The sequence below is a fragment of the Desulfovibrio sp. 3_1_syn3 genome, from assembly GCF_000145315.2.
Lineage (GTDB): Bacteria > Desulfobacterota > Desulfovibrionia > Desulfovibrionales > Desulfovibrionaceae > Desulfovibrio > Desulfovibrio fairfieldensis.
The window spans coordinates 375,811-401,241 of record NZ_ADDR02000002.1 but is presented as its reverse complement, the minus strand read 5'-3'; the positions used below and the strand labels follow the sequence as shown (position 1 = coordinate 401,241).

Genomic DNA, 25,431 nt, shown 5'->3' with positions numbered 1-25,431 from the left:
CTTGCGCCTTGCCGCCATGCCGGGCAATCCGCGCGCGTCCCGTTATGCGTCACAGGCTCCGTCCAGGGAGCAGGCCCCGCCCGAGGCGAAACCGTCGCTGTTGCCGCTCAGCGCCGCCGCCAGCCGGGCGGACACCGAGGCGTAGGAGGCATAGCCCCGAGCCAGCAGGCGGCGCTCGTCGCCTTTCACCAGATAGAGCGTGGGATAGAGCTTGAACTCGCCCATCAGGGCGGCGGCTTCGCGCGTTTCTTTTCCGGCTTCTTCCCGCACGGCGGGATCGGCCAGGGCGCGCTCCAATCGGATGGGGTCCACCTGCCAGCGGGTCGCCATTTCCTCGCGCACCTCGGCGGAAAACACGTCCCGGCCCGCGCCGTAGAGGATCTGCTGCAAGATCTCTATCTGGGCCAGCTCATGCCCCGGCGCAAGCCGCTTCAGGGCCGCCAGCAGCACTGCCATGTCCGGCGAATACATGCGCAAGGGCCGTTCCGCGTCCAGGGTCGCCAGAAAACCGTCCACCGGCCGAGCGGTGGTTTTCGCCAGGCGGATGAAAAAATCCCGGATGTTCGGAGAATGGGCTTTCATTTCCGCCAGAGTCGTGGGCTCGTCCATCAGATCCCCGCCGAGCACCCGTACCGGCAGTTCGGGATGTTCGGCGGCAAGGCGCTGCATGACGGGTGCGAAGCCGTAGCACCACGGGCAGAACACATCGGAAAGATATAAAAAATGAGGCATGGGATTGCGCTCCTCTTCTCGCTGTTTTTCACGATAGGGCCGGAAAAACCCATCGTCAACAGGCGCGGCACGGCATGCTTGACAAGCCGGTGCGGGGATGCAAGGTGTTGCATAGAGGCATCCGGAGCAAAATAACTTTTCAAAGCTGCTTTGCCTTGGGAGCAGAGGGAGTACGGCAATCCCGGGAAACGCCGGATCACACTGCAAAGGGGAGCGACGATGCGCGAACACGGCCTTATCCGTCTGTACAAAAGGCTCGCCACGCCAATCCTGGCACTGGCCATGATACTGGGGGCTGGCTGGGGCGCGCGGCCCCTGGCCGCCGCCACAGTGGACACGCTCTACCACAACGGCAAAATCTACACTCTCACCGAGAGCATGCGCGAAGCCAAAGACCCGCGCAAAGCCAACACAGTGGAAGTCGTCGCCACCAGGGACGGCAAAATAATCTTTGCCGGGTCCGCCGCCACGGCGCGGCAACAGGGTTTCTTCGCCAACGCGGCCCGCATTGTGGACCTGCGCGGCAAAACCATGCTGCCCGGCCTTATCGACGGGCACGGCCACTTCCCGCTCCAGGGCGGCTATGACCTCTTTCAGGTCAATCTGAACAGCTTCCCCCTGGGCGAAATGCGCTCCATTGAGGATTACAAGAAAGCCCTGGCCCGGCGTTGCCAAAGCGCGGGCAAGGACGCCTGGGTGCTGGGCTGGGGTTACGACGACACCCTGGTCACGGAAATGCGCCACCCCACCAGGGCCGATCTGGACGCGGCCTGCCCGCGCAATCCCGTCTTTGTGCGGCATGTCTCCGGGCATATGGCGGTGGTCAACTCCGCCGCCCTGGCCAAAGCCTCCAGGGACGAGCTCAGCACCGTGGGCGTGGACGAGCGGAGCGGCAAGCTCACCGAACCCCGCGCCATGCAGGTGGTCAGCCGCCACTTCCCGCCCGCCGGGCCCGAGGCGGCCCAACGCGGCCTGGCCCGCGCCAATGAGGTTTACGCGGCGGCGGGCGTGACCACGGCGGACTGTTCCAATATCCGCATGCTCACGGAGCTGCCCAAGATGCAGAACGGCATTCTGCGCAACAATCTGAACCTGCGCGTGGTGCTGCATCCTCTGGGCTATTATCCCACCACCCTGGCCTCGGGCAAAACCGTGGACAGCGCGGGCTGGATCAATCGCGCGGCCCTGGGCTGGTCCAGCGCCGGGCTCTCGCTGGCCGGGGCCGAAACAGCGGTCATGACCGAAAACAACGTCCCCTTTGCCGACGGCCGCAAGGCCGTGGCCGGCGGCAGCGACATCACCCGGCTGTCCATGCCCGCCTACGCGGCGGACAAGGACGCCGACGGCTCGCCCGCAGCGGCGGACAAAGGCACTGTCGCGCCGCCTGCCGGGCTGTCGGCGGACAACCGGCTCTTCCTCGGCGCCTGGAAGTTCACTTTTGACGGCTCGCCCCAGGGCTATACCGCCTGGATGAAAAAGCCCGGCTTCTACCGCTGGGGCAAGTACACGGCGGCGGACAGCTTCAATCAGGCCGGTTTCTTCAACGGAGCCGTGGGCACGGACAACATGCCCCCGGCGGCTCTGGAAACGCTGATCGCCATGTACCACGGCAACGGCCAGAGCACTCAGACGCATACCAACGGCAGCGCCGCCGCCGAGCGCTGGGTCACGGCCCTGGAAAAAGCCGTGGTCCGGCATCCCGAGGTCAGGGACACCCGCGACACGTCCATCCACGCCCAGACCATGGAGTTGCAGCACATCCAGCGTCTGACCGGCAACTATCAGGACCTGACGGGCACAGGCCCCATGTACACGGAGCTGACCGGCGCGTTCAAGGACGGCAGGCTTTCCCCGGCGGAAGTGGGGGCCAGGGACATCGGGCAGTTGAGCCGCCTGATGCGCGATCAGCACTTCTTCAATTCCTATTTTGTGCCCCATACCTATTTCTGGGGCGACCGCCACAACCAGATCTTCTTCGGGCCGGGCCGGGCCCGGAACATGAGCCCCGTGGGTTGGAGCGTGGCTTACAACCAGCCGTTCAGCTTCCACAACGACACCTACATCACGCCCATTTCGCCGCTGCGCAGCCTGCAATCCGCAGTCACGCGCACCAGCGCCCATTCCGCCATTTACGAGGGCGGCACCCTGCTCAGCGGCCAGGGGCAGGATCTCGGGGCCAAGGCGCTCTTCCCGCCGCGCGATCCCGAGGAAACCGGCGACAAAACCACCTTCGCCTTCTGGAACTATGACCACCGGGTCAACGCCCTGCAGGCTCTGCATGCGGTCACCCTCATGCCCGCCTGGCAGAACAAGCTCAGCGACCGGATCGGCTCCATAGCTCCCGGCAAGCTGGCGGACTTCACCATTCTGGCCGAAGACCCGCTGGCCGTGGCCGCCGCCCGGCCGCAGAGCCTGGCGGAGATGCGGGTGATGACGACCATCGTGGGCGACACGCCGGTCTACGGCTTTGCGCCCGGCTCCAAAACGCTGGCCGACGCGCCTCGGGGTTCCTATATTCAGCCTACGGAAAGCGTGGTGGCCCTGGTGACCGAAACCGGCCCCATGACGCCCGCCGAGGGCCGCAACGAAACGCGGGACAAAACGTTGGGCGCATATGCCTTCAAGGCGGATGTGCGCAACGGCGAGCTGGCCGCTTTTCAGATGCGCTTTCTGGGCAACGGCGGGCCGGTTCGGGACATGACCCTGCTGGACGGCGGCAGCGGAGCGTCGGGCACGCGCCCGCTGCATTACAGTCCCGAGGCAGCCATGGCCGACGGCAACTGGTGGATCGCGGCTCTGGACGCGCCCATGCTGCCGCTCAAGGCAGACGACGCCCTGATTGCGGACAAGATGTACGCCGCCTTCTTCGTGCTCAAGGATAACGGCCCGCGCGACAAGGACGCGGCCAGAGGCGGCCTGGCGGGCCAGGTGGTTCTGCTCACGGACGGCCCTCTGCCGGGCAACAGCGGGACAACAAGATACGTCTTGGGGCCTGCGGCAACCAACGCCGCTAAAGCCCAACTTTAAAAATGGGGTTCCAAGGGGGCCGCGCCCCCTTGGCTGCCGGAGGCATCACCCCGGTAAACCTGAAAAAGCGGAAGAGGGAAGCCCTGAGACTTCCCTCTTCCGCTTTTTATGCAGATTTTTAATCCGCATAGGCCGCATGCAGGGCGGCGATACGCTCCCAGGAAGCCCGGATGCGCTCGGGCGTGATCTTGCCGCTGTCCACCAGACGGCGCAGGGCCGCGTGGGCTTTTTCCGGCAGATCGGGGTCCCATTGCAGATTGTTGCCGAAGACCAGAATGTCCACTCCGGCCCGCACGGCCAGCAGAATGGCCTGTTCCAGGCCGTAGTGGTCGGTAACGGCCTTCATCTGCATATCATCGCTGATGACCACGCCCTGCCAGCCCAGGCCCCGGCGCAGCAGGCCGGTGACCACCATTGTGGACAGCGTGGCCGGATGCTCAGGGTCAAGCCCGGCGTGAAACAAATGTCCCACCATGACCATGCCCGGCCAGCCCCGGCGGAAGGCCTCCGCATAGGGCAGCAGATCGCTGCCGCCGTCCCAACAACGGCTGATGTCGGTGAGGCCCAGATGCGAATCGCGCCGCGCGCCGCCCTGACCGGGAAAGTGCTTGAGTACGGGAATGACTCCGGCGCGAGCCAGCCCCTGCCCGAAGGCCAGGGCGTGTTCGGCGACCAGCCGGGGATTCGGGCTGAAACTGCGCCCCAGTCTGCCGATGGCCGGATTGTCCGGATTGCTGTCCACGTCCGCCACGGGCGCGAGATCCACGGAAATGCCCAGTGAAGCCAGCTCCGCGCCCAGACGCGCGGCCAGTGCCCCGGTGGCCGCCGGGCTGCCCTGCCCCATCTGCCGGGCCGAGGGCAGATCCATAAAGCCCTGCCGCGGCTTGAGCCGCCGAACGCGCCCGCCCTCCTGGTCCACGGCGATGAACATGGGGCCGGGCGCGGCGGCCCGCAGCACGGCCGTCAGACGACGGAGCTGCTCCGGGGAGCGAATGTTGCGCTCGCCTCCGCCGGGCAGATCGCGGTCAAAAAGCAGCACATGTCCCACTTTCCCGGAGCGCACCGCCGCCAGAAAAGGATCGCTCGGCGCGAGTTCCGCGCCGCGAAAGCCCAGCATCAGCATGGAACCGAGCATGCGCTCAAGAGAGGGGGAATCGGCAGGATCGGGCGAGGCAGCGCGTGCCGGACCGGCCGGGCAAAACTGTGCGCAAGCCAGAACCAGCAGGCAGCAGAACGGAAAAAACAACCGACGGAGCAGCCTCCGCCGCAGACCGCCGGATGCTAGCACGGCAGCCCTTGCGCCCGGCGTTGCGCCTCCAGCTTTTCCAGCACATCCAGGGGCACCCGCAGACCGCCTCGGCCCACGCCCAGACGGATGCCGGGCTTGTTGCCGCCGTGGTAGTCCGAACCGCCGCTGAGGCCCAGGCCGAAACGCCGGGCCCATTCCACGCAGAGGCGCGTATCCGCGTCCGAGTGCTCGCTGTGCCATGCTTCAATGGCTGTGAGCCCGCAACCGGACAGATGCTCCACAAAACCTTCCAGCCAGGGCAGGGGGTATTTCTGCAAGAGGGGGTGGGCCAAGCTCACCGTGGCCCCCAGACCGGCCAGCAGATGCACGGCCGCTTCGGGTTCCAGCACTTCCTTGGGCAGATAGGCTTTGCCGTAAAAGCCGAGATATTCCCGGAAGGCCTCGCCCACGTCGCGCACATAGCCCTTGGATGCCAGCACCGCCGCGATGTGCGGCCGTCCCACGCTCTCCTTGGCGATGGCGCGCACCTCTTCCAGGCTGATGTCCAGCCCCAGGGCGCGCAGCTTCTCCACAATAGCCCGGTTACGCTCACAGCGTTTGCGACGCAGATAGCCGAGTTGATCCTGAAGGGGGGCGGCGTCACGCGGCAGCCAGAGCCCCAGGATGTGCACCTCGCCGTACTCGGTATGGGTCGAAAGTTCACAGCCCCGGATCACCTTGATGCCCAGGTCACGCCCGGCTTCCTCGGCCTCGTCCAGGCCGGAAACGGTGTCGTGGTCGGTAACGGCCACGGCGGCCAGACCAGCGGTATGGGCCTTTTGCACCAGGGCTGAAGGGCTGTCCGTGCCGTCCGAAGCCAGCGTGTGAGTATGCAGGTCGATCAGTTTCATGGGGGAATTCATCTCTTCTTTCCAAGGTAAGCCAGTGCCTGAAAAATGCAAGCGCGGCCGGACCTCCGGCCGCCCCTTGAAGCCTGGGGAGCATCAAGGTATGCTGGGGACCGTTTTTATCAAAAGGAAAATACCATGCCCATGAATACCGAAGAATTATTGCAGATCCTGGCCTGCCCGCGCTGCCTGGGCACATTGGAAGCCCTGACGCGGGACGGGCGGACCCAAGGCTTCGCCTGTCAGGCCTGCCAGACGGTCTATCCGGTACGCGACGACATCCCGGTCATGCTGATTGAGGAAGCCGTGCCCCGCGCGCAGTGGGATCAGGGCGCACGGGAAAAATCAGCCTCGGAACATGTCGGGGAGCGGGCCGGGGAACTGGACTGATGCGCCTGCTCATCGCCTCCGACCTGCACGGCTCGCTGGAGAGCCTGCGCTTTCTGCTGGGCAAAGCCCGCGAACTGCAACCGGACCTGCTGGTACTCCTGGGGGACCTGGTCTATCACGGTCCGCGCAACCCCCTGCCCGAAAGTTACAACACGCCCACGGTCCTCAAGGAAATGGCCGACCTCAACGCCCTGCCCTGCCCCATCACGGCGGTGCGCGGCAATTGCGACGCCGAGGTGGACCTGGCCCTGCTGCCCTTTCCGGTGACGGAAAACGCCTGGATCAACGCCGACGGCCTGCGCATTTTCGCCAGCCACGGCCACCATCTGCCCGAGCGCCCGCCGCTGCCGGGCATGCCCCAGGGCACGGTGATCCTGCGAGGGCACACCCATGTGCCGCGCGGCGAAACCCTGGACGGACTGCATTTCTGGAACCCCGGTTCCCTTTCCCTGCCCAAGGGCGGTTCGCCGCGCAGCTACGGCCTGTGCGAGGACGGCGTCTTTCGCGTGCTGGACACGCACGGCCGCGAAGTTCTGCGGCATCAGCCGGGCGGAGCGTAAAGCCCGTGTCCGCCATCCAGTCCCCCACGCCCGCGCCGGAAACGGGCTTTTGCCCTCAATTCGCGACCCAATTCACGCCTCTGTTCCGCCTTGCGCCGGATCTGGATCTGATTCTGGCCTCGGCCTCGCCCCGACGGCGGCAGTTTCTGGCGGAATGGGGCCTGCCCTTTGCCACGGCCCGGCCGCGGGGCGTGGAACCGCGCCCCGAAGCCGGAGAAAACCCCGCGTCCTATACCCGCCGTGCCGCGCAGGCCAAAGCCCGGGCCGTGGAAAGCGCCCTTTCCCCGACTGCCCGCGCCCGCAGCCTGATTCTGGCGGCGGACACGGTGGTGGCCGTGGACGACGACATTCTGGGCAAGCCGCGCGATACCCCTCATGCTCTGGACATGCTCACGCGCCTTGCGGGCCGGGGGCATGAGGTCATCAGCGCCGTCTGCCTGCTGCTGCCTCAGGGGTGGCCCGGCCTCCCCGGCGAACTGTTCAGCGACGTGAGCCGGGTTTTCTTCCACGCCTGGCCCGAATCCGTGCTGGCCGCCTACGCCCGCACCCACGAGCCGGACGACAAGGCCGGGGCTTATGCCATTCAAGGGCAAGGGGCCTTTCTGGTGGAGCGGGTGGAAGGCTCGTGGAGCACGGTGGTGGGCCTGCCCGTGACGCCCCTGGTCCAAATCCTGCTGGAACGGGGCCTGATGTCTCCGGCGGACGCCAATCCGCTTCCCACAGCATTTTGCGTTTGAAATGTTACACATCTCAAACGTGGATTGCTCTGATCAGCTTTTCCGCTGAGTACGCGGGACAAACCTTTCAATAGGCATTTCAAAGTTGAAATGCTCTAACGCCGCACACGGTGCGGCGCGCCGCGAAAACCGACCCGACGGGCGGCCCGTAGGGCCGTGCCTGTAGCCCAAAGGGCGTACAGGCATCGAGGGCAACGCTGTGTGGATTCCGGCAAAGCGACCGAAGGCAGCCCGAAGGGCTGTCCCCGTTGGCAACAACGGAGCCATACGGGGATCGACAGCAGCGATAACCGCGTTTTCCGGAATGCCCCCTTTGAAACGCAAAGCGTTTCAAAGGTAATCTGCTCCACGGACGGAATGTGGACGGAACAAAGCCATGCTCCATCTCTCTTCAGCCATACGGAGCTCTTGCCGAATCTCCCGGCACGTCCCGATAAAAAATTTTTTCAACTTTTTGTGAAAAAATTCCTTATACTCCACCGCCTCCAACCAACGATTTCTCTATGAAAAACAACGCCTACGCCTCACGCTTGTGCCATTTTGCACAGCCATGACTGAAAGAACAAACAATTACGGGTGCTTGACGCGCAAAGAGAATCCCTTTACGCCAGTAACATGGCTGGTGTGCCAACTTTTTTCATAACGTCCACACTAGGAGGGAGGGCGCGACCATGTCCCAGGAACGCATCACCACATTGTTGACCGAGAAGCGCAGCTATCTGCCGCCGGAACACGGCAAATCCTCAGCCTGGATCTGTGGCCAGGAAGAGTACGACGCCCTGTGCCGCCGCGCACTGGAAGACCCCAGCGACTTCTGGGGGGCTCGCGCCTCTCAGTTGATACATTGGTTCAAGCGCTGGGACAAAGTCCTGGATGCCGACGAGCAACGGCATAAGTACAGATGGTTTACCGGCGCCAAACTCAACGCCTCCTTCAACTGCATCGACCGCCATCTGATTTCAGGCCGCCGCAACAAGGCCGCCCTGATCTGGCAGGGCGAAGATGAAATGGACGTGCGCTGTTACACCTATCAGATGCTGTACACCGAAGTCTGCCGCATGGCCCACGCCCTGAGCTCCCTGCATATCCGCAAGGGCGACCACGTGGCCCTGTACATGCCCATGATTCCGGAACTGGTCATCGCCATGCTGGCCTGCGCGCGCATCGGGGCCATTCACACGGCCATTTTCTCCGGATACGCCGAGGGCGGCGTGCGCAGCCGCATCCAGGGTTCCAAGGCCAGGGTAGTGATCACCGCCGACGCCACCGTGCGCGCGGGCAAGTTCAAGCCGCTCAAGGCCAATCTGGATCCCATTCTGGAAAAATGCCCCTCCGTGGCCCATGTGGTGGTAGTGCGGCGCGCCGGGTTGGACAATGTCACCATGCAACCCAACCGCGACATCTGGTGGCACGACCTTATCGACGACTTCACCCTCAATGCCGACTATCCCTGCGAGCCCATGGACGCCAACGACACGCTCTTTCTGCTGCACACCAGCGGCAGCACGGGCAAACCCACGGGCATCATGCATTCCACGGGCGGCTATCTGACCTATGCGGCCCACACGACCCAGTGGTGCTTCGACATGCGCGACGACGACGTCTACTGGTGCACCGCCGACATGGGCTGGATCACCGGCCACACCTACGGCGTATACGGCCCCCTGGCCCTGGGAGCCACCACCATGATGTTCGAGGGCGTGCCCACCTGGCCCAAGCCCGACCGCTACTGGCGCATTGTGGAAAACTTCCGGGTCAACATCCTGTATACCGCGCCTACGGTGATCCGCTCCCTGATGCGCCTGGGCGAAGCCTGGGCAGAGCGCTATGACCTGCGCAGCCTGCGCATTCTGGGGTCAGTGGGCGAACCTATCAACCCCGAAGCCTGGCAGTGGTACCACAAGCACATCGGCGCGGGCGAGCTGCCCATTGTGGACACCTGGTGGCAGACCGAAACCGGCGGAGCCATGATCAGTCCCATGCCCTACGCCACCAAACTCAAGCCCGGTTCGGCGAGCAAGCCCCTGCCCGGCATCGACGCCGCCGTCATGGGCAGCGCGGGACGCGACGGCGAGGAAACCACCGGCGCGGGCCATCTGGTGATCCGCAAACCCTGGCCCGGCATGATGCTCGGCGTATTCAACGATGAGGAAAAATACCAGTCCTACTTCTCGCGCTTCGGCTGCTACGAGTCCGGCGACGGCGCGCAGGTGGACGCGGACGGTTATTTCTGGATTCTGGGCCGTATTGACGACTCCATCAACGTCTCGGGCCACCGTCTGTCCACGGCGGAAATCGAAGCCGTGCTGGCCGCCTGCCCCGAAGTGGGCGAAGCGGCCGTGGTGCCCATGCCCCACCGGCTCAAGGGCGAGGCCATCTACGCCTATGTGGTCACCCGCGACGAGGTGCCCTGGAGCGAGGAGTTGCGCAAGAAACTGCGCGACACCGTGCGACGCGACATCGGCGCGCTGGCCAGCCCCGAATACATCCAGTTTGTGGAGGCCATGCCCAAGACCACCTCGGGCAAAATCATCCGCCGCATGCTGCGCAAAATCGCCGGCGACACGTATGAGGATCTGGGCGATACCACGGCCCTGGCCGATCCCCATGTGCTGGAGGCCATCATCATCGGCCACCAGAATCTCCTCCAGGGCCAGCATGAAACCGCCACTCCGGCCGGGGATGAACCGGCTCCGGACGCCAAGGAAGCGGCCCCGGCGGGCGCATAACTATCTCTCATACTGTTGCGGAACTCCAACTCCAAAAGGGTCGGCATTTGCCGACCCTTTTTCACTGCCGCAAATCCGTCGTTGATACGCACTCCGGCGGCCGACCGACAGCCTCGCGCAGCGCGGATATGCTACAAGGCCTTGCGCCGGGTCCAGACATGACGCGCGGCCAGCAGGCCGAAGGCCGTCCCGGCCACCAGATGGGCGCGCCCGTTACCCGTGAAGCCAAGTGCGATGCTCAGGCCGCAGGCGGCCAGCAGAGCGCGCAGCTCCAATTTACGCGGGCTCAGTCCCAAGGAGACAGTTTGTCCCCGCCGCAACAGACCGGACAAAACGGTCATGGGGCCGCCTGCGGGTCCGTTTGCGGATGCGCCGGACCGCGCGCCCCGACAGGCCTTTGCCGGGCCACACAACTCCGGCAGGGCCGCCTCCAGATCCCGGCAGATGCCGCCCAGATCCGCGTCCGGCGTCAAAAGCAGCAGAATGGAGCCCGAACCGCAACGCGCTTCCAGCACGTCGCTCTTGCCGGACAGAACAGCCAAAGCCCGTTCCCGCCCGGCGGTCCCGGCCAGGGCCGGATGGCGCAGCCGCGCCCGGCCTTCCATAGCATGCACAAGGTATGTCGACATAAGTCCCCCTTTGTAACTTCAGGAGCTATTTGAAAATGACTTTCTTTTTTCTTGACCCATAATTAAATTTAGTGCAAGCTCTCTTCCGTGCCGGGATCCATATTCCGGCGCGGCGTCCATCAAGACCGACCCCCAAACGGCGCGCGGGGTTCTCCGCGCCACGGGGCGCCGCGCCGGACCGGCAGCGCCCGGCACCATCACAGTCAACCGGCACAATGCCGACGAGAGGGAACGCGCATGAGTCAGATTGTCAGTCTCCGTCAGATGCACGTGGGCCAACAGGGGAAAATCGCCACAGTGGAAGCGCTGGGCGAAATGAACCGGCGCATTCGCGACATGGGCCTGATTCCCGGCACCACCGTTTCCGTGGTGGGACGCGCGCCGCTCAAAGATCCGGTTGCCCTGCGCCTTTCCGGGGTGACCATTTCCCTGCGCAACAGCGAGGCGGACTACATCAAGGTCGATGTGTCCGGCGCGGCTCACTAGGTTTTTATCCCACATCAGCTGGACAATTTTGTCCAATCTCGCCTCCGTCGCTGTTCCGTGCGGCGGGGGACGGGATGTGTTGTCTTCATTCGGGGAGTATCGTCCGTCGGCATTCGTCATACGGACTGTCAAGCAAAAGGAGGAGTTATGAACAGCGGCATCAAATTCGGACTGTTTTTCCTGGGCGGCATAGCCCTTGGCGCGCTGGGCGCCGTGGCCCTGAGCAAGGGCAAGTTGAATCTCAAGCCCGTGGCCGCCGATCTGATCAGCCGGGGCATGGATGTGAAAGACGCCCTGATGAGCAAGGTGGAAGCGGTCAAGGAAGACATGGAAGACCTTGCCGCTGAAGCCCGTCAGGCTTCGGAAAAGCGCAAAGCGGCCAAAGAGAGCCAAGAAACCGAGCAAGCCCAGGCCTAATCGGAACCTCCCGCAGTCATTCCATTCCCGGCCTTGCGGCGTCTCCCGCATGCGCCTCAGGGCCGGGACCGTTTTTCCCGGCCCGGTTCAGGGCTTTCTTTTTCAGACTGGAGCGCGCATGTCTTTTTCCATCGTCCATGAACTTCAGGGTCTCGACGGAGCCGCCGCCGGCAGGATGCGCGTGCGCGCCAGCCGTCCCCTGCCCCCGGTTCCGGCCGCCGAGCTGGCCCGAAACCTGGAAGAACTGCCCGGCATCAGTGGGGTGCACGTCAACCCCCGCGTGGGCAGCCTGCTTTTTTTCTACGCCGATCAGGAAAGCCGTGTGTCGGCCCTGCGCCTGCTGGCCGCCCATGATGCCGTGGACGCCGTGGGCGACGCGCGCCGCGCGGATCTCCCGGCCACCACAGCGGAACTTCTGCCTGAAGAGCCGCCTGCGGGCGGCCTGTTGCCGCTGGTACGCTTTTTTATCATCCGCCCCTTTTTGCCCACGGTCTGGCGCATGGTCACCAGCGTCGCCACGGCCGTGCCTTTTTTGCTCAAGGGTCTCGGCTCCCTGCTGCGCGGCAGGCTCAGCGTGGAGGTGCTGGATGCGGCGGCCATCACCGTTTCGCTGCTTATGCGCGACTTCCGCACGGTCAGCGTGCTGACACTGCTGCTGGGACTGGGCGAGGCTCTGGAATACTGGACCCGCCGCCGCTCTCTGGACAGTCTGACCGAAAGCCTTGCCCTGAATGTGGACAGCGCCTGGCTGCTCGGCGAGGACGGCACGGAAGTCTCCGTGCCTCTGGGCCAGGTCCGCGAGGGCGATCTGGTGGTGGTGCGCGACGGCGGCTCCATCCCAGTGGACGGCATTGTGGAGGACGGCTGCGCGCTGGTCAATCAATCCTCCATGACCGGCGAACCGCTGGGCGTGCCGCGCGGCAAGGGCGCGGCGGTCTTTGCCGGAACCGTGGTGGAGGAAGGTCGTCTGGTGATCCGGGTCAGCCAGGTGGGCGACGGCACCCGCCTGCGCCAGGTGGTCACCTTCATTGAACAGTCCGAGGCGCTCAAAGCCGGCATCCAGGGCAAGACCGAACGGCTGGCCGATCTGGCCGTGCCCTTTACCTTCGGCCTGGCGGCACTGGTCTGGCTGATCACGCGCAATCCCATGCGCGCCGCTTCGGTGCTGCTGGTGGATTATTCCTGCGCGCTCAAGCTGGCCACGCCCCTGGCCGTGCTGGCCGCCATGCGCGAGGGGGCGCGCCACGGCATGGCTATTAAGGGCGGTCGCTATCTGGAAGCCCTGAGCGATGCGGATACCCTGGTTTTCGACAAAACAGGCACGCTGACCAACGCCACCCCCAAGGTGGTTGCGGTCATTCCCGCCGCCGGGTATGAGCGGGACGAGGTCCTGCGGATCATGGCCTGCCTGGAAGAACATTTTCCCCATCCCGTGGCCCGCGCCGTGGTGCGCAAGGCCCAGGAAGAGGGCCTCCAGCATGAGGAAGAGCACGCCCAGGTGGAATACGTGGTGGCCCACGGCGTGGCGTCCTCCCTGTACGGCAGAAAGCTGCGGGTGGGCAGCCGACACTATATTGAGCACGACGAGGGCGTGGACGTCTCGCCCATGGAGGCGGAGATCGCCTGCCAGGCGGCTCAAGGACGTTCCCTGCTCTATCTGGCCGAGGACGGCAAACTGGCCGGCATTCTGGCCATTGAAGACCCGTTGCGCCCCGAGGCCGCCGGAGTGGTGGAAACCCTGCGCGGCATGGGCTTCAAACGCGTGCTGATGCTCACCGGCGACGATGAGCGCACGGCACGGGCCGTTGCCGAGCGAGCGGGCATTACGGAATTCCGCGCCCAGGTCCTGCCCACGGACAAGGCCAAGGTGGTGCAGGAACTGACGGCCGACGGCTGCAAGGTGCTCATGGTGGGCGACGGCATCAACGACGCCCCGGCCCTTTCGGCCTCCCATGTGGGCGTGGCCATGATCGACGGCACGGATCTGGCGCGGGAAGTTGCCAACGTGCTGCTGACCAGGCCTGATCTGGGCGGGCTCATCGACGCGCGGCGGCTGGCCCGCAGCACCCTGCGCCGCATCCACGTGAACTTCGCGGCCACCCTGACCCTGAACAGCCTCTTTTTAGCGGGCGGCCTGTTCATGCTCTTGCAGCCCGGCGTCTCGGCCCTGCTGCATAACCTGACCACCTTGGGCGTGTCGCTCAACGCCATGCGCCCGCACCTGCGGGGCACCGAAGCCGTTGCCCCTGTGGAGGACAGCCCATGCTGAACAGCCTGCGCCTGCTCAAATACGTGACCAGTTTTTCGGACGGCCGGGTACGCATCCGTCACCCGGCCCTGCGCCGTGAAGCCGTGGCCGCCGCGGCCAGGGAAAAACTGGCCGCCATTGACGGCGTGCTTTCCGTGGACTTCAATACCGTCAGCGGCTCGGTGCTGATTCTCTACGACAGCGCGCGCCTGCCCAAGGAGCGGCTTTTCGCCGTGGGCGAAGCCTGGGCCGATTATCTGGACGCGGTTCAGGCGGGCCGCCCGGCGCATGTCCCGGACTGTTGAGGCCCTTCAGGCTTGAAGCGGATTGCCCCGCGCGGATGGTATGGTTCCGCGCGGGGCAATCCGTTGTTAAAGGCAGGTCGCCGAGTCTTAGTGCAGATTACCTTTGGAATGCCGCGCATCCAAAGGTAAAGGCACGCTTACTCAGCCGCTTAGCTCTGCTGTCCTCGCCGTAAAGCTCGAAGACTCGCTAATGGGAGAGACAACAGCGCAAATACATCGCGCTTGCGGCTTCGTAGCGCGAGACTGCTCTCGCAGCCTCGTTAGAGCATTTCAACGTTGAAATGCTCTAACGGCTCTGAAAATCAAAGGCGCAAGCGCCATCCTGGACCACCCGCCGGTACATGTCCGGTTCGGTGTCGCCCTCGGTGCTGATCAGCAGCACCACCGAGGATTCGTTCAAGCCCAGAGCCGAACGCATGGCGGCCGCCTCCGGCGCGCGCGCCAGATAATCCAGCAGGCCCACGCCCACGGCTCCGGATTCGCCGGAAACCAACGCCGGATCGCCGGGCAGGGGCGCGGCCAGCATGCGCATGCCGTTGGCCGCCAAGCCGTCCGGACAGGCCACGGCCGCGAAAGCGTGCTCCCGCAGAATCCCCCAGGCCAGGCTGCTGGGCTCGCCGCAGGCCAGACCGGCCATGATGGTGCGCATCTCCCCGGCCGCGGCATGGGCGCGGCCGTCCCCACTCCGAATGGAGCGGAAAATGCAATCGGCGCTGTGCGGCTCCATAATGACGGCCAGCGGGGCAGGACCGCCCTCTTCCGCGCCGGCAACGGCGAAAAAACTCAGTACGGCGGCGGCAAAGGAACCCACGCCCGCCTGTAACAGCAGATGCGTGGGCCGCGTGAGCCCCATGGCGCGCATCTGCTCCCGCGCTTCCAGAGCCAGGGTCGTGTAGCCCTGCATGATCCAGCGCGGGATTTCCTCATAACCGTCCCAGGCCGTGTCCTGCACCAGCACGCCGCCCGTAGCCCGCGCATGCGCGGCGGCGTGGCGCACCGCGTCGTCATAAGCCAGATCCGTAATTTCACAGTATGCGCCCAAGGCACGGATGGCCGCCGCCCTGGCCTCGGCCGAGCCTTTGGGCATGAAGACCACGGCCCGCTGTCCGAACTGCCGGGCGGCCCAGGCCAGGCCCCGCCCGTGATTGCCGTCCGTGGCCGTGACCAGAGTGATCTCTCCCAGCCGCTCCCGTGCCTCGGGCCCGCAAAGGGCCGCGCGGCTGAGACCATCCGGCGGCAGATTCAGACGGCGAGCCAGAATCCGGGCCACGGCCCAGGACGCGCCCAACCCTTTGAAGGCCTTGAGGCCGAAACGGCGGGATTCGTCCTTGACCAGGACCCGGCCCAGACCGAGCCGGGCGGCCAGGCCAGCCAGACTGCACAGGGGCGTGGGGCTATATTCCGGGAAGCCGGCGTGAAAACCACGGACATTACGTGCCCGCACCGGACCGAAAGCGGACGGCAGAACCGGAACGGCGGCATCCGGCTGTGCGGCATAGCGGGCGTTGAGCGCCAATTCCACGCGACGCACGGGCTTTAATCCAGTTTGGCTTCGGCCAGCCAGGCCTCGAACCGCGCCAGATTCTCCCCGAAGTTGCGGCGGCCGTAGCCCATGCGGAAATAGGGTTCGTCCATGCCGTAGACGCTGCCGGGCAGGAGCAATACCCCGGCCTCACGCGCCAGGCGCTCGCAAAAGCCCTCCATCGGGCCGTCGATATGGATTTTGTGGAAGCCGATGGGCCCGGCCGGGGGGCGGTTGTGGGTAAACAGGCCCGCGTGCCGGGCGAAAAAAGCGTCGGCCAGAGCCAGATTAGCCCGGACAATGCCCCGGTTGCGCGCCAGAATGGCCGGAGCGTGGCGCAGGGCCACCAGGGCCAGTTCCTCCGAGGGCGCGGCGCAACAGATGCTCAGATAATTTTTGAAGCGGCTCATGGCCGTAAGCAGGTCCCGGTCGCGGCTCACGGCCCAGCCGATGCGCAGGCCCGGCAGGCCGTAGGCCTTGGAGAGCACGCCGATGGAAACGCCCCGCTCATACAGCTCGCAGATCGCGGGACGGGCATGCCAGGCGTTTTCATCCGAGCCGTCCGGGTCTTCCAGGCCTTTATAAACCTCATCGGCGATCACATGGATGCCGCGCCCGGCCGCCAGGGCGCAGAGCGCGCGCAGTTCCGCTTCACTCAGGGCGTAGCCCGTGGGATTGTGGGGTGTGTTGACGACAATGGCCCTGGTATGGGGACGGAGCAGGGATTCCAATGCGTCGAAATCCAAGGCCCAGCCTTGCCCTGTCTGGCGGAAGCGCCAGAAGGACAACTCGCAGCCCACGGCCCGCGCCACCTCATACAGGGATTGGTAGGCCGGGAACATGCAGATCACGTGATCGCCCTTTTCCAGCAGCACGTTCAGGCAGGAAAAAATGCCCTCCTGCGCGCCGGTCTGCACCAACACCCGGCCGCTGTCCTCATTCCGGTACAGACGGGCTATGGACCGCCTGAGCTCCGGTTTGCCGTCATTTTCGGCATAGCCGAGCCGAGTTTGCAGAAAGGCCTCGCGCGCTCCGGCCGGGTCCGGCTCCAGGGCCAACAGTTCCGCGATGCTCAAGGCCTCGCAGTCGGACTGGGCCAGAAGATGGGGCGCGGAAAATTCATGCTTGCCGAAAAACACTTCCAGTTCAAAATCAGGAATCCGCATGCGCTCCCTCATCGCCCGGCGCGCCGCTCCGGAGAGCTTCGTCCGAACGCTTTTCCAGACCCGGTTCGTAGACGCAGTAGCCCAGTTTGCCGCGCTTGGCCGTATACATGGCCACATCCGCCCGGCGGATCAGCTCGTCCAGGGTCAGGCCGGCTTCGTCGCAACGCACGATGCCGATGCTGGGGGCAATGAGCCGCAAGGCCTCTGAAGAGCGAAAGGCTTCACGCACCAGTTTCACCAGGAGCTGCGCCTTGCGGATCAGAAAATCCAGAGGCCGGTCGCCCCAGTAAAGGGCGAATTCGTCGCCGCCCAGGCGAGCCACCACGGCCTGGGGACAGGAGGCGCGCAAAAGCTCCGCCACCGTGACCAGGGCCTGATCGCCCGCCTGATGCCCCCAGCGGTCATTGACGCTCTTGAAATGATCCAGGTCCACATAAAGCAGGCTTTCAGCCCCGTTCGTCCCTCCGGGCTGCGCATGCTCATAGAAATAGCGCCGGTTGTACAGCCCGGTCAGGACGTCGGTATTGGCGTGGCGCGACAGCCGCCGCTCGAACTCCCGTTCCAGCGTGACGTCGCGAAAAATCACGATGGCCCCGATTCTGTTGGAAAAAACATCCAGAATATCCTGTTCCTGGACATCCAGGACAATCTCCCGGCCGTTGAGCGTCCAGCGTAGTTCCGCGCGCGCTTCCTCCCGGACCAGCCGGCCTCCGGACAAGGCGTTTTCCCGCCACATCCGGCAATCGCCGCCCAGCACATCGCTGTCGGCCACCGCGAAAAATTCCTTGAATTTTTCGTTGATGTTGACGACGTGATCCTCCGCGTCAGTGATCATTACGGCAAAAGGCAGGCTGCCCAACAGCAGCTCCAGCTCGGCGCTCATGGTGGCCAGATTGGTCACGTCATGGGCCACGCCCACTGTGCCCATGATCCGTCCGTCATCGTCGAAAAGAGGCGACTTCCAGGTTTTGAACTGGCGCATGCCCTGTTTGCTCTTGACGAATTCGTCAAAAATGCGGGTCTTGCCCTCTTTCATGACCACGGTGTCTGTTTCCAGACACACATACTCGCCCTTTTCGTATTCTTCCTTCTTCAGATCCCAGATATAATAATGGCCCCGCCCCTCAATATCAGCTTTGCTTTTGCCCACGGTCCGGCAAAAACTGTCGTTGACCTTGAGATGCGCGCCCGCCGCGTCCTTGAACCAGATCAGGGAGGGCGTGGCGTTGATGACCGTATCCAGATAGTAGTGCGCGAGGCGGGAATCCCGTTGCAGCTTCAGGCCGTCAAGCAGCCTTCCGAAACGGGCGGCAAGCGCCGCCGCGCCGCACGGCCCGGCCCAGAGATCGTCGATATGGTCCCAGATGCCGTCCGGCAGCCCGGCGGCTTCCGCCGGATCAGGGACCAGAAGGATGATGCGCGCGCCCGCTTTGGCCGCGCCGCGTATTTCGGGCAGGCAGGAAATCTGCCCGGCCTGCAGAAAAATGACGTCGTCCTGTTCCAGATCGCGGCAGTCCGGACCGGGGCCGCCGCTGACGAAGACATGCTCGAAGCGCTCACGCGGCGGCACGGAACGCAGAATATTTTCCAGCTCCGCATCAGCGCCGCAAATTCTGATCCGTAATGTACACTGGTACATGCCGCCTTAGCCTCCTTCGCCGGAGCAGGTTCCGCCGGACGGCGCACCGTCTAGTATATTTCTTCGCTCAAAAGTAGGATTTAAGCAAGCATTCCAATCTGACGGAATAACATGTTTCTGAAAACTATACGGGATATCAGGGATAAATCAACTCAGGAACGGCGGCTGAGCAAGGCCAGGCGCGCGGCTCTGGCATCGCCGTAGCGCAGCCGCCACCAGAAGCGCCGCGCGCGCAGGCGGGCGCGGTCCAGGCAGAGGTAGACCACGGGCGTGGTGTAGAGAGTCAGCAGCTGGCTGACCAACAGGCCGCCCACAATGGTGATGCCCAGAGGCTGGCGGATCTCCGCGCCGTCGCCCTGCCCCATGGCCAGGGGCACCGCGCCGAGAATGGCCGCCGCCGTGGTCATCATAATCGGCCGGAAGCGCAGCAGGCAGGCTTCGTAAATGGCCTTGTCCGGCGGCAGATGGCGGGTGCGGGAGGCCTCCAGGGCAAAGTCGATCATCATGATGGCATTCTTTTTGACGATGCCCGCCAGCAAAAGCACGCCGATCAGCGCGATGACGCTGAACTCCATCTTGAAAAGCATCAGGGCCAGCAGGGCCCCGCCGCCCGCCGAGGGAATGGTGGAAAGGATGGTCAGGGGGTGGATCAGGCTCTCGTAGAGCACGCCCAGCACAATGTACAGCGCGGCCAGGGCCGCCAGAATCAGAATGATCTGGCTGCTCATGGTGTCGCTGAATATCTTGGCCGTGCCCTGAAAACTGCCCACGATGGTGGAGGGCATGCCGATTTTGACCCGCGCCTCGGCAATGGCCGCCTGGGCCTGGGAAAGAGAGGCCCCCTGAGCCAGATTGAAGGAAATGGTCACGGCGGCGAACTGGCCCTGATGCGCCACGGAGAGCGGCGCGAAGGCCGGGCCCACGCCGGCCACGCTGAGCAGCGGCACCAGGCCGTCCTTGCCCGGCAGGCGCACCTTGTCCAGAGCCTGCGCGCCTTCCAGCCAGTCCGGCCCGTATTCCAGCACCACGCGGTACTGGTTTTTGTCCTGGTAGATGGTGGACACCTGGCGCTGCCCGAAGGCATTGTTCAGGGCCGCGTCCACATCCCGCATGGTCAGGCCCAGGCGGGCCAGAGCGTCGCGGTTCACCGTGAGCATGGTCTGGAGGCCGCGCTCCTCAATGTCGCTGTCCACGTCCTTGAACAGGGGCAGGGCCGCCAGGGCCTGCTGGAGGCGGCGGCCCCAGGTGCGCAGATCGTCCAGATTGTCGGCCTGCAGGGTATACTGGTACTGGGAGCGCGCGCTGCGCCCGCCCATCATGATGTCCTGGGCCGGTTGCAGGAAAATCTGCAGGCCCGGTTCGGATGAGAGTTTGCCGCGCAGCCGCCCGATGACCGCCTGGGCGCCGATTTTGCGCTCTTCCAGAGGCTTGAGCGAGATGAACACCCCGCCCCCGCCGCGCCCGCCGGAAATATGGGCCGAAACCTGTTCCACGGCCGGGTCCGCGCGGATCACGTCCACCAGCTTCGCCAGCTTGGTCTGCATGGCCTGAAAGGAAGCGCTCTGGTCCGCCCGGATGCCGCCCATGATCACGCCCGTGTCCTGCTGGGGGAAAAAGCCCTTGGGCACTATAATATACAGCCAGACATTTCCGGCAATGATCAGAAGCAGGGAAAGCATGGTCAGGCGCGGATGGCGCAGCACCACGGCCAGGCTGGCCGCGTAGCCGCGCTGCATGCCCGCCAGCATGGCCCCCCAGGCCTGCCCAACGCGGGTACACCACTGCCGCAGCGGTTTCAGAAAGCCGCCCCGGGCTTGCAGCAGGCGCTCCTTGCGCCGGGCCAGATCCGCGTCAAAAGGCCGCAGCAGCTTGGCGCACATCATGGGCGTGGTGGTCAGGGAAACCAGCATGGAGACCAGCACCGCCGTGGTGAGCACCACGGAAAACTCGCGGAACAGACGGCCCACAATGCCGCCCATGAACAGAATGGGCGTGAACACCGCCACCAGGGAAATGGAAATGGACACCACGGTGAAACCCACTTCGCGCGCGCCGCGCAGGGCCGCGCGCAGGGGACTTTCGCCCATTTCCAGGCGGCGGACGATGTTTTCCAGCACCACGATGGCGTCGTCCACCACAAAGCCCGTGGACACGGTGAGCGCCATGAGCGAGAGGTTGTCCAAACTGTAGCCGCAGAGGTACATGACCCCGAAAGTGGCGATAAGCGAAACCGGCGCGGCCACGGCCGGAATGCTGGTGGCCCTGGCGTTGCGCAGGAACAGAAAGGTCACCAGCACCACCAGGCCCATGGCCAGCATGAGGCTTTTTTCCACTTCGCGCAAAGAGGCCCGGATAGTCAGGGAGCGGTCCATGCGCAATTCCAGATCCGCGCTTTCCGGCAGCCAGGAGCGCAGTTGCGGGATCATGGCCTTGACCCGGTCCACAGTCTCAATGATGTTGGCTCCGGGCGAGCGAAAGACGATCAGCAGGATGGCCGGTTTGCCGTTGGCCACGGCCATGTTGCGCACGTCCTGGGAAGAATCCTCCACGCGCGCCACATCCGAGAGCCGGATGGTTTTGCCGTCCTTCTGGGCCACAATCAGCGGTTTGTAGTCCTCGGCCTTTTGCAACTGGTCGTTGGCCCCCACCAGCCAGAAATTTTCTCCGTTTTCCAACATGCCCTTGGGCAAAAAGGCATTGGCCGCGGCCAGGGATTTGCGCACGTCCTCCATGCTCACGCCCGCGCGGTTCAGGGCGTCAGGGATGGCCTCCACCCGCACGGCGGGCAGGGCCCCGCCGCCCACGGTCACCTCGCCCACGCCGGGAATCTGCGAAATTTTCTGGGCCAGCACCGTGGAGGCCGCGTCATACAATTGGGCGCGGGTCAGCACGTCCGAGGTGATGGACAAAATCATGATCGGCGCGCCCGAGGGATTGACCTTGCGGTAGGATGGGTTGGACGGCATGGTCGGCAGGGTGGAGCGGGCCGCGTTGATGGCCCCCTGCACGTCGCGGGCCGCGCCGTCGATATCCCGGTCCAGATCAAACTGCAAAATCACATTGCTGGAACCCAGGCTGCTGGAGGAGGTCATTTCCGTGACCCCGGCGATGCGCCCCAGGGCCCGCTCCAGCGGCGTGGCCACGGTGGCGGCCATGGTTTCCGGGCTGGCGCCGGGCATGCGCGCGCGCACCACCACCACGGGAAAATCCACTTCCGGCAGCGGGGCCACGGGCAGCAGGCCGAAGGCCACCATACCGGCCAGGGCGATGGCGATGGTCAGCAGTGTGGTGGCCACGGGCCGCCGGATAAAGGGCGCGGAAATATTCAGGGGAATGAATTCCGGCCCGAAACGGCGGCGCTTTTCCGTGCCCGTCCCGCCGCCTTTGTCCGACGCGCCGGGCTTGCCGGACGCGCTCATGCGCCCTCCTCCGCCCGCGTGTCCCCTGTTCCCGATTCCCTGGAATCCGTGGACTCCGAGGATTCCGTGCCGCGCGTGGATGTATGGCGCAGGCGCAGGCTCATACGGTCGAACCAGAGATAGATCACCGGCGTGGTGAACAGGGTCAGCACCTGGCTGACGACCAGGCCGCCCACCATGGTCACGCCCAGAGGCCGCCGCAGCTCCGCGCCCATGCCCCAGCCGATCATCAGGGGCAGGGCCCCCAGCAGGGCGGCCATGGTGGTCATCAGAATGGGCCGCAGGCGCAGCAGGCAGGCTTGGCGGATAGCCGCCAGTGGCGGCTTGCCCTCCTTGCGCTCGGCCTCCAGGGCGAAATCGATCATCATGATGGCGTTTTTCTTGACGATGCCGATGAGCAGGATAATGCCGATAATGCCCACCACGCCCAGTTCCATGTCCGCCAGCATCAGGGCCAGCAGGGCCCCCACTCCGGCCGAGGGCAGGGTGGAAAGGATGGTCACCGGGTGGATGTAGCTCTCATAGAGCACGCCCAGCACTATATACATGGTCACGATGGCCGCCAGGATCAGCCAGATCTGGTTGTCCGTGGAGGACAAAAAAGCCTGGGCCGCGCCCTGGAACTGGGTGCGCAGGGCCGGGGGCAGGCCCAGCTCCTTTTCCACGGCCAGAACCGCGTTCACGGCCGCGCCCAGCGAGGAGTCATGGGCCACGTTGAAGGAGATGGTGGCCACCGGGAACTGACCCTGGCGCGCCACGGAAAGCTGGGCCGGGCGTTCCTCCAGAGTGGCGATGCTGGTCAGGGGCACGGGATCGCCCGTGGAGCCGCGCACGTGGATATTCTCAATGGCGGCCGGGCCCAGACGGAAGCGCGGGGCCACTTCCAGCACCACCTTGTACTGGTTGGTCTGGGTGAAGATGGTGGAAATCAGGCGCTGGCCCAGAGCGTCGTACAGGGCGTTGTCGATGTCCGACATGCTGATGCCCAGCCGCCCGGCCGCGTCGCGGTTGATGTTCAGCCAGGCCATGCGCCCCGGCTTCTGGAGGTCGCTGGTCACGTGCTCCAGTTCGGGCCGCTCGGACAATGCCCGCACCACGCGCGGCACCCATTCCTGCAACTGCTCGCGGCTCAGGGCTTCAACAGTGAACTGGTACTGGGTGCGCGAGACGCGGTCCTCAATGGTCAGATCCTGCACGGGCTGCATGTAGAGGGTCAGCCCCGGCAGGCTCGCGGCCCGCTCCATGAGGCGCTTGGCAATGGCCGGGGCGCGGGCGTCGCGTTCGGACAGGGGCTTGAGTTCCACGGTCAGGCGCGAGGTGCCCAGGCTCTGGTTGATGCCGTCCACGCCCACGAAAAAAACCACGCTTTCCACGGCCGGGTCCTGCAGGATCAGATCCGCCAGTTGGTGCTGCCGCTCGGCCATGGCCGTGAAGGACGTGTCCTGCGGGGCCTCGGCAATGCCCTGAATCACGCCCGTGTCCTGCACCGGGAAGAAGCCCTTGGGCACCACGATGTACAGCACGACCGTGAGCGCCAGCGTGCCCAGGGCCACGCCCAGGGTCAGGCGCTGATGGGCGAAGACCCAGTCCAGCCTGTGCTCGTACCAGAGAAGCAGGCGGCTGAAGAAACGGCCCTCTTCCTTTTTCCCGGCGTGGCGCTCGGGCCGGAGCATGACCGCGCAGAGCATGGGCGTGAGCGTGAGGGAGATCACCGCCGAGATCAATATGGTCACGGCCAGGGTCACGGCGAATTCGCGGAACAGCCGCCCGGCCACGTCGCCCATGAACAGCAGCGGAATGAGCACGGCCACCAGGGAGATGGTCAGGGAGATGATGGTGAAGCCGATCTGACCCGCGCCCTTGAGCGCGGCCTGCAGGGGTCGCTCGCCCTGCTCCAGGTAGCGGGAAATGTTTTCAATGACCACAATGGCGTCGTCCACCACAAAGCCGGTGGCGATGACCAGGGCCATGAGCGTGAGGTTATTCAGGGAAAATCCGGCCAGATACATGACGCCCAGCGAACCCACCAGGGAAAGCGGCACGGCCAGGGCCGGGATAATGGTGGCCTCCACATTGCGCAGGAAGAGCCAGATGACCCAGATGACCAGGGCCACGGCCAGGAGCAGTTCCAGCTGCACGTCGTGCACCGTGGCGCGGATGGTGGTGGTGCGGTCCGTGACCACGCGCACTTCCACATTGCCGGGCAGGGTCTGTTGCAGCACGGGCAGCAGGCGGGTCACGCTGTCGGCCACATTGATGACGTTAGCCCCGGGCTGGCGCTGCACCGAGAGCACTATGGCCGGGCGAAAGGCGTCTTTGCCGTCCGCGCCCGCCGAGGCCACATAGGCGGCCAGGCGCGCGTTTTCCGCGCCTTCCAGCACGTCGGCCACATCCTTGAGGCGCAGCGGCGCGCCGTCCTTGTAACCGATGATGGTCCGGGCATATTCCTGCGCCGAGGAGAGCTGGTCGTTGGCGTCAATGGTGCTGGCCCGCTCCGGCCCGTCAAAACTCCCCTTGGCGTCGTTGACGTTGGCCGAGGCAATGGCCGAGCGCACGTCGGCCAGGGTCAGGCCCGCCCCGGCCAGGGCCTTGGGATTGACCTGCACGCGCACGGCCGGGCGCTGCCCGCCGGACAGCGTGACCAGGCCCACGCCGGGCAGTTGCGAAATCTTCTGGGCCAGACGGGTGTCCACCAGGTCTTCCAGGCGGGTCAGGGGCATGGCGTCGCTGGTCACGGCCAGGGTGACGATGGGCGGGTCCGCCGGATTGACCTTGTTGTAGACCGGCGGATTGGGCAGGTCGTTGGGCAGCAGATTGTCCGCCGCGTTGATGGCCGCCTGCACCTCCTGCTCGGCCACGTCCAGGGCGATGGAAAGGTCGAATTGCAGGGTGATGACCGAGGCCCCGGCCGAGGACAGGGAACTCATCTGCACCAGGCCGGGCATGATCCCGAACTGGCGTTCCAGCGGGGCCGTGACCACCGCCGCGATGACGTCCGGCGACGCGCCGGGATAGAGGGTCTGCACCTGAATGGTGGGGTAGTCGATCTGCGGCAGGGCCGCCACCGGCAGGGAACGGTAGGCCAGCAGGCCCGAGAGCAGCAGGGCCACCATCAACAGGGAGGTGGCGATGGGGCGGAGAATGAAGATGCGGGAGAGGTTCATGGTATATGCACCTTGCCCGCTCAAAAGAAGAACGGGCTTGTCGTTCAGATAGTCTTCCTTCCGCCCTGCGGGCACGGGATTCTCCGCTCCGCTTGAGCTTGGGCCGCCTATCGTTGCTGTCTTCA

General features: G+C 64.9%; 18 protein-coding genes. 9 read left to right on the top strand and 9 right to left on the bottom strand.

Features of this window, described 5'->3' with window-relative positions; translation table 11 throughout:
* Positions 1-42: 42 nt before the first annotated feature.
* Positions 43-732 (bottom strand): DsbA family protein, encoded by a 690-nt coding sequence (locus HMPREF0326_RS12930; RefSeq protein ID WP_008685923.1) that lies wholly within the window; start codon positions 730-732, stop codon positions 43-45.
* Between the two features lie 219 nt (positions 733-951).
* Between HMPREF0326_RS12930 and HMPREF0326_RS12925 the strand changes: the two genes are divergently transcribed.
* Positions 952-3,759, top strand: coding sequence for an amidohydrolase (locus tag HMPREF0326_RS12925; protein WP_008685924.1), 2,808 nt, complete (start codon positions 952-954; stop codon positions 3,757-3,759).
* A 118-nt stretch (positions 3,760-3,877) separates the two neighbouring features.
* On the opposite strand, the gene HMPREF0326_RS12920 is transcribed toward HMPREF0326_RS12925, so the two are convergent.
* On the bottom strand, positions 3,878-4,894 hold the full coding sequence (locus HMPREF0326_RS12920; RefSeq protein ID WP_232224953.1) for a glycoside hydrolase family 3 N-terminal domain-containing protein: 1,017 nt from the start codon (positions 4,892-4,894) through the stop codon (positions 3,878-3,880).
* Between the two features lie 146 nt (positions 4,895-5,040).
* Positions 5,041-5,898, bottom strand: a complete 858-nt coding sequence (locus tag HMPREF0326_RS12915) for a PHP domain-containing protein (RefSeq protein WP_008685926.1) — start codon at positions 5,896-5,898, stop codon at positions 5,041-5,043.
* 135 nt (positions 5,899-6,033) lie between these two features.
* On the opposite strand from HMPREF0326_RS12915, the gene HMPREF0326_RS12910 reads away from it, so the two are divergent.
* The 4 genes from HMPREF0326_RS12910 (at position 6,034) to acs (ending at position 10,311) form a co-directional block, all read left to right on the top strand.
* Entirely contained in the window at positions 6,034-6,285 is a 252-nt protein-coding gene (locus tag HMPREF0326_RS12910) for a Trm112 family protein (protein ID WP_020990603.1), read from the top strand.
* The gene (yfcE, locus tag HMPREF0326_RS12905) at positions 6,285-6,845 is read left to right on the top strand and encodes a phosphodiesterase (protein ID WP_009301929.1); all 561 of its coding nucleotides are present in this window, start codon (positions 6,285-6,287) and stop codon (positions 6,843-6,845) included. The genes HMPREF0326_RS12910 and yfcE overlap by 1 nt, the downstream gene beginning before the upstream one ends.
* Positions 6,846-6,925: 80 nt before the next feature.
* On the top strand, positions 6,926-7,582 hold the full coding sequence (locus HMPREF0326_RS12900) for a Maf family nucleotide pyrophosphatase (protein ID WP_198012630.1): 657 nt from the start codon (positions 6,926-6,928) through the stop codon (positions 7,580-7,582).
* Between the two features lie 671 nt (positions 7,583-8,253).
* Entirely contained in the window at positions 8,254-10,311 is a 2,058-nt protein-coding gene (gene acs, locus HMPREF0326_RS12895) for an acetate--CoA ligase (RefSeq protein ID WP_008685930.1), read from the top strand.
* A 131-nt stretch (positions 10,312-10,442) separates the two neighbouring features.
* Here the strand turns inward: acs and HMPREF0326_RS12890 are convergent, their stop codons facing one another.
* The gene (locus HMPREF0326_RS12890) at positions 10,443-10,940 is read right to left on the bottom strand and encodes a hypothetical protein (RefSeq protein WP_008685931.1); all 498 of its coding nucleotides are present in this window, start codon (positions 10,938-10,940) and stop codon (positions 10,443-10,445) included.
* Positions 10,941-11,177: 237 nt separating this feature from the next.
* Here HMPREF0326_RS12890 and HMPREF0326_RS12885 point away from each other — a divergent pair, with 237 nt between their 5' ends.
* The 4 genes from HMPREF0326_RS12885 (at position 11,178) to HMPREF0326_RS12870 (ending at position 14,396) form a co-directional block, all read left to right on the top strand.
* Positions 11,178-11,426, top strand: a complete 249-nt coding sequence (locus HMPREF0326_RS12885) for a FeoA family protein (protein WP_008685932.1) — start codon at positions 11,178-11,180, stop codon at positions 11,424-11,426.
* A 147-nt stretch (positions 11,427-11,573) separates the two neighbouring features.
* Positions 11,574-11,843 carry a DUF6110 family protein gene (locus HMPREF0326_RS12880; protein WP_009301925.1) on the top strand — a complete coding sequence of 90 codons (270 nt, stop codon included), beginning with the start codon at positions 11,574-11,576 and terminating at the stop codon, positions 11,841-11,843.
* 118 nt (positions 11,844-11,961) lie between these two features.
* Entirely contained in the window at positions 11,962-14,112 is a 2,151-nt protein-coding gene (locus HMPREF0326_RS12875) for a heavy metal translocating P-type ATPase (RefSeq protein WP_008685934.1), read from the top strand.
* On the top strand, positions 14,106-14,396 hold the full coding sequence (locus tag HMPREF0326_RS12870; protein ID WP_020990602.1) for an HMA2 domain-containing protein: 291 nt from the start codon (positions 14,106-14,108) through the stop codon (positions 14,394-14,396). Before HMPREF0326_RS12875 ends, HMPREF0326_RS12870 begins: the two co-directional genes overlap by 7 nt.
* Positions 14,397-14,682: 286 nt before the next feature.
* Here the strand turns inward: HMPREF0326_RS12870 and HMPREF0326_RS12865 are convergent, their stop codons facing one another.
* The 5 genes from HMPREF0326_RS12865 to HMPREF0326_RS12845 all read right to left on the bottom strand — a co-directional run bounded on the left by HMPREF0326_RS12865 (position 14,683) and on the right by HMPREF0326_RS12845 (position 25,306).
* Positions 14,683-15,927 (bottom strand): diaminopropionate ammonia-lyase, encoded by a 1,245-nt coding sequence (locus HMPREF0326_RS12865; RefSeq protein ID WP_020990601.1) that lies wholly within the window; start codon positions 15,925-15,927, stop codon positions 14,683-14,685.
* A 5-nt stretch (positions 15,928-15,932) separates the two neighbouring features.
* Positions 15,933-17,084 carry an aminotransferase class I/II-fold pyridoxal phosphate-dependent enzyme gene (locus HMPREF0326_RS12860; protein WP_008685937.1) on the bottom strand — a complete coding sequence of 384 codons (1,152 nt, stop codon included), beginning with the start codon at positions 17,082-17,084 and terminating at the stop codon, positions 15,933-15,935.
* Positions 17,071-18,723, bottom strand: a complete 1,653-nt coding sequence (locus HMPREF0326_RS12855) for a diguanylate cyclase domain-containing protein (protein ID WP_008685938.1) — start codon at positions 18,721-18,723, stop codon at positions 17,071-17,073. The genes HMPREF0326_RS12860 and HMPREF0326_RS12855 overlap by 14 nt, the downstream gene beginning before the upstream one ends.
* Positions 18,724-18,875: 152 nt before the next feature.
* A complete protein-coding gene (locus HMPREF0326_RS12850) occupies positions 18,876-22,142 on the bottom strand; it encodes an efflux RND transporter permease subunit (RefSeq protein WP_008685939.1) in 3,267 nt (1,088 codons plus the stop codon).
* On the bottom strand, positions 22,139-25,306 hold the full coding sequence (locus HMPREF0326_RS12845) for an MdtB/MuxB family multidrug efflux RND transporter permease subunit (RefSeq protein WP_232221563.1): 3,168 nt from the start codon (positions 25,304-25,306) through the stop codon (positions 22,139-22,141). The genes HMPREF0326_RS12850 and HMPREF0326_RS12845 overlap by 4 nt, the downstream gene beginning before the upstream one ends.
* Positions 25,307-25,431 lie beyond the last annotated feature (125 nt).

What these genes read in the sequence shown, in the direction of transcription:
- HMPREF0326_RS12930 (WP_008685923.1), bottom strand. Translation starts at nt 732, where the DNA reads ATGCCTCATTTTTTATATCTTTCCGATGTGTTCTGCCCGTGGTGCTAC.
- HMPREF0326_RS12925 (WP_008685924.1), top strand. Translation starts at nt 952, where the DNA reads ATGCGCGAACACGGCCTTATCCGTCTGTACAAAAGGCTCGCCACGCCA.
- HMPREF0326_RS12920 (WP_232224953.1), bottom strand. Translation starts at nt 4,894, where the DNA reads ATGCTCGGTTCCATGCTGATGCTGGGCTTTCGCGGCGCGGAACTCGCG.
- HMPREF0326_RS12915 (WP_008685926.1), bottom strand. Translation starts at nt 5,898, where the DNA reads ATGAAACTGATCGACCTGCATACTCACACGCTGGCTTCGGACGGCACG.
- HMPREF0326_RS12910 (WP_020990603.1), top strand. Translation starts at nt 6,034, where the DNA reads ATGCCCATGAATACCGAAGAATTATTGCAGATCCTGGCCTGCCCGCGC.
- yfcE (WP_009301929.1), top strand. Translation starts at nt 6,285, where the DNA reads ATGCGCCTGCTCATCGCCTCCGACCTGCACGGCTCGCTGGAGAGCCTG.
- acs (WP_008685930.1), top strand. Translation starts at nt 8,254, where the DNA reads ATGTCCCAGGAACGCATCACCACATTGTTGACCGAGAAGCGCAGCTAT.
- HMPREF0326_RS12890 (WP_008685931.1), bottom strand. Translation starts at nt 10,940, where the DNA reads ATGTCGACATACCTTGTGCATGCTATGGAAGGCCGGGCGCGGCTGCGC.
- HMPREF0326_RS12885 (WP_008685932.1), top strand. Translation starts at nt 11,178, where the DNA reads ATGAGTCAGATTGTCAGTCTCCGTCAGATGCACGTGGGCCAACAGGGG.
- HMPREF0326_RS12880 (WP_009301925.1), top strand. Translation starts at nt 11,574, where the DNA reads ATGAACAGCGGCATCAAATTCGGACTGTTTTTCCTGGGCGGCATAGCC.
- HMPREF0326_RS12875 (WP_008685934.1), top strand. Translation starts at nt 11,962, where the DNA reads ATGTCTTTTTCCATCGTCCATGAACTTCAGGGTCTCGACGGAGCCGCC.
- HMPREF0326_RS12870 (WP_020990602.1), top strand. Translation starts at nt 14,106, where the DNA reads ATGCTGAACAGCCTGCGCCTGCTCAAATACGTGACCAGTTTTTCGGAC.
- HMPREF0326_RS12860 (WP_008685937.1), bottom strand. Translation starts at nt 17,084, where the DNA reads ATGCGGATTCCTGATTTTGAACTGGAAGTGTTTTTCGGCAAGCATGAA.
- HMPREF0326_RS12855 (WP_008685938.1), bottom strand. Translation starts at nt 18,723, where the DNA reads ATGTACCAGTGTACATTACGGATCAGAATTTGCGGCGCTGATGCGGAG.
- HMPREF0326_RS12850 (WP_008685939.1), bottom strand. Translation starts at nt 22,142, where the DNA reads ATGAGCGCGTCCGGCAAGCCCGGCGCGTCGGACAAAGGCGGCGGGACG.
- HMPREF0326_RS12845 (WP_232221563.1), bottom strand. Translation starts at nt 25,306, where the DNA reads ATGAACCTCTCCCGCATCTTCATTCTCCGCCCCATCGCCACCTCCCTG.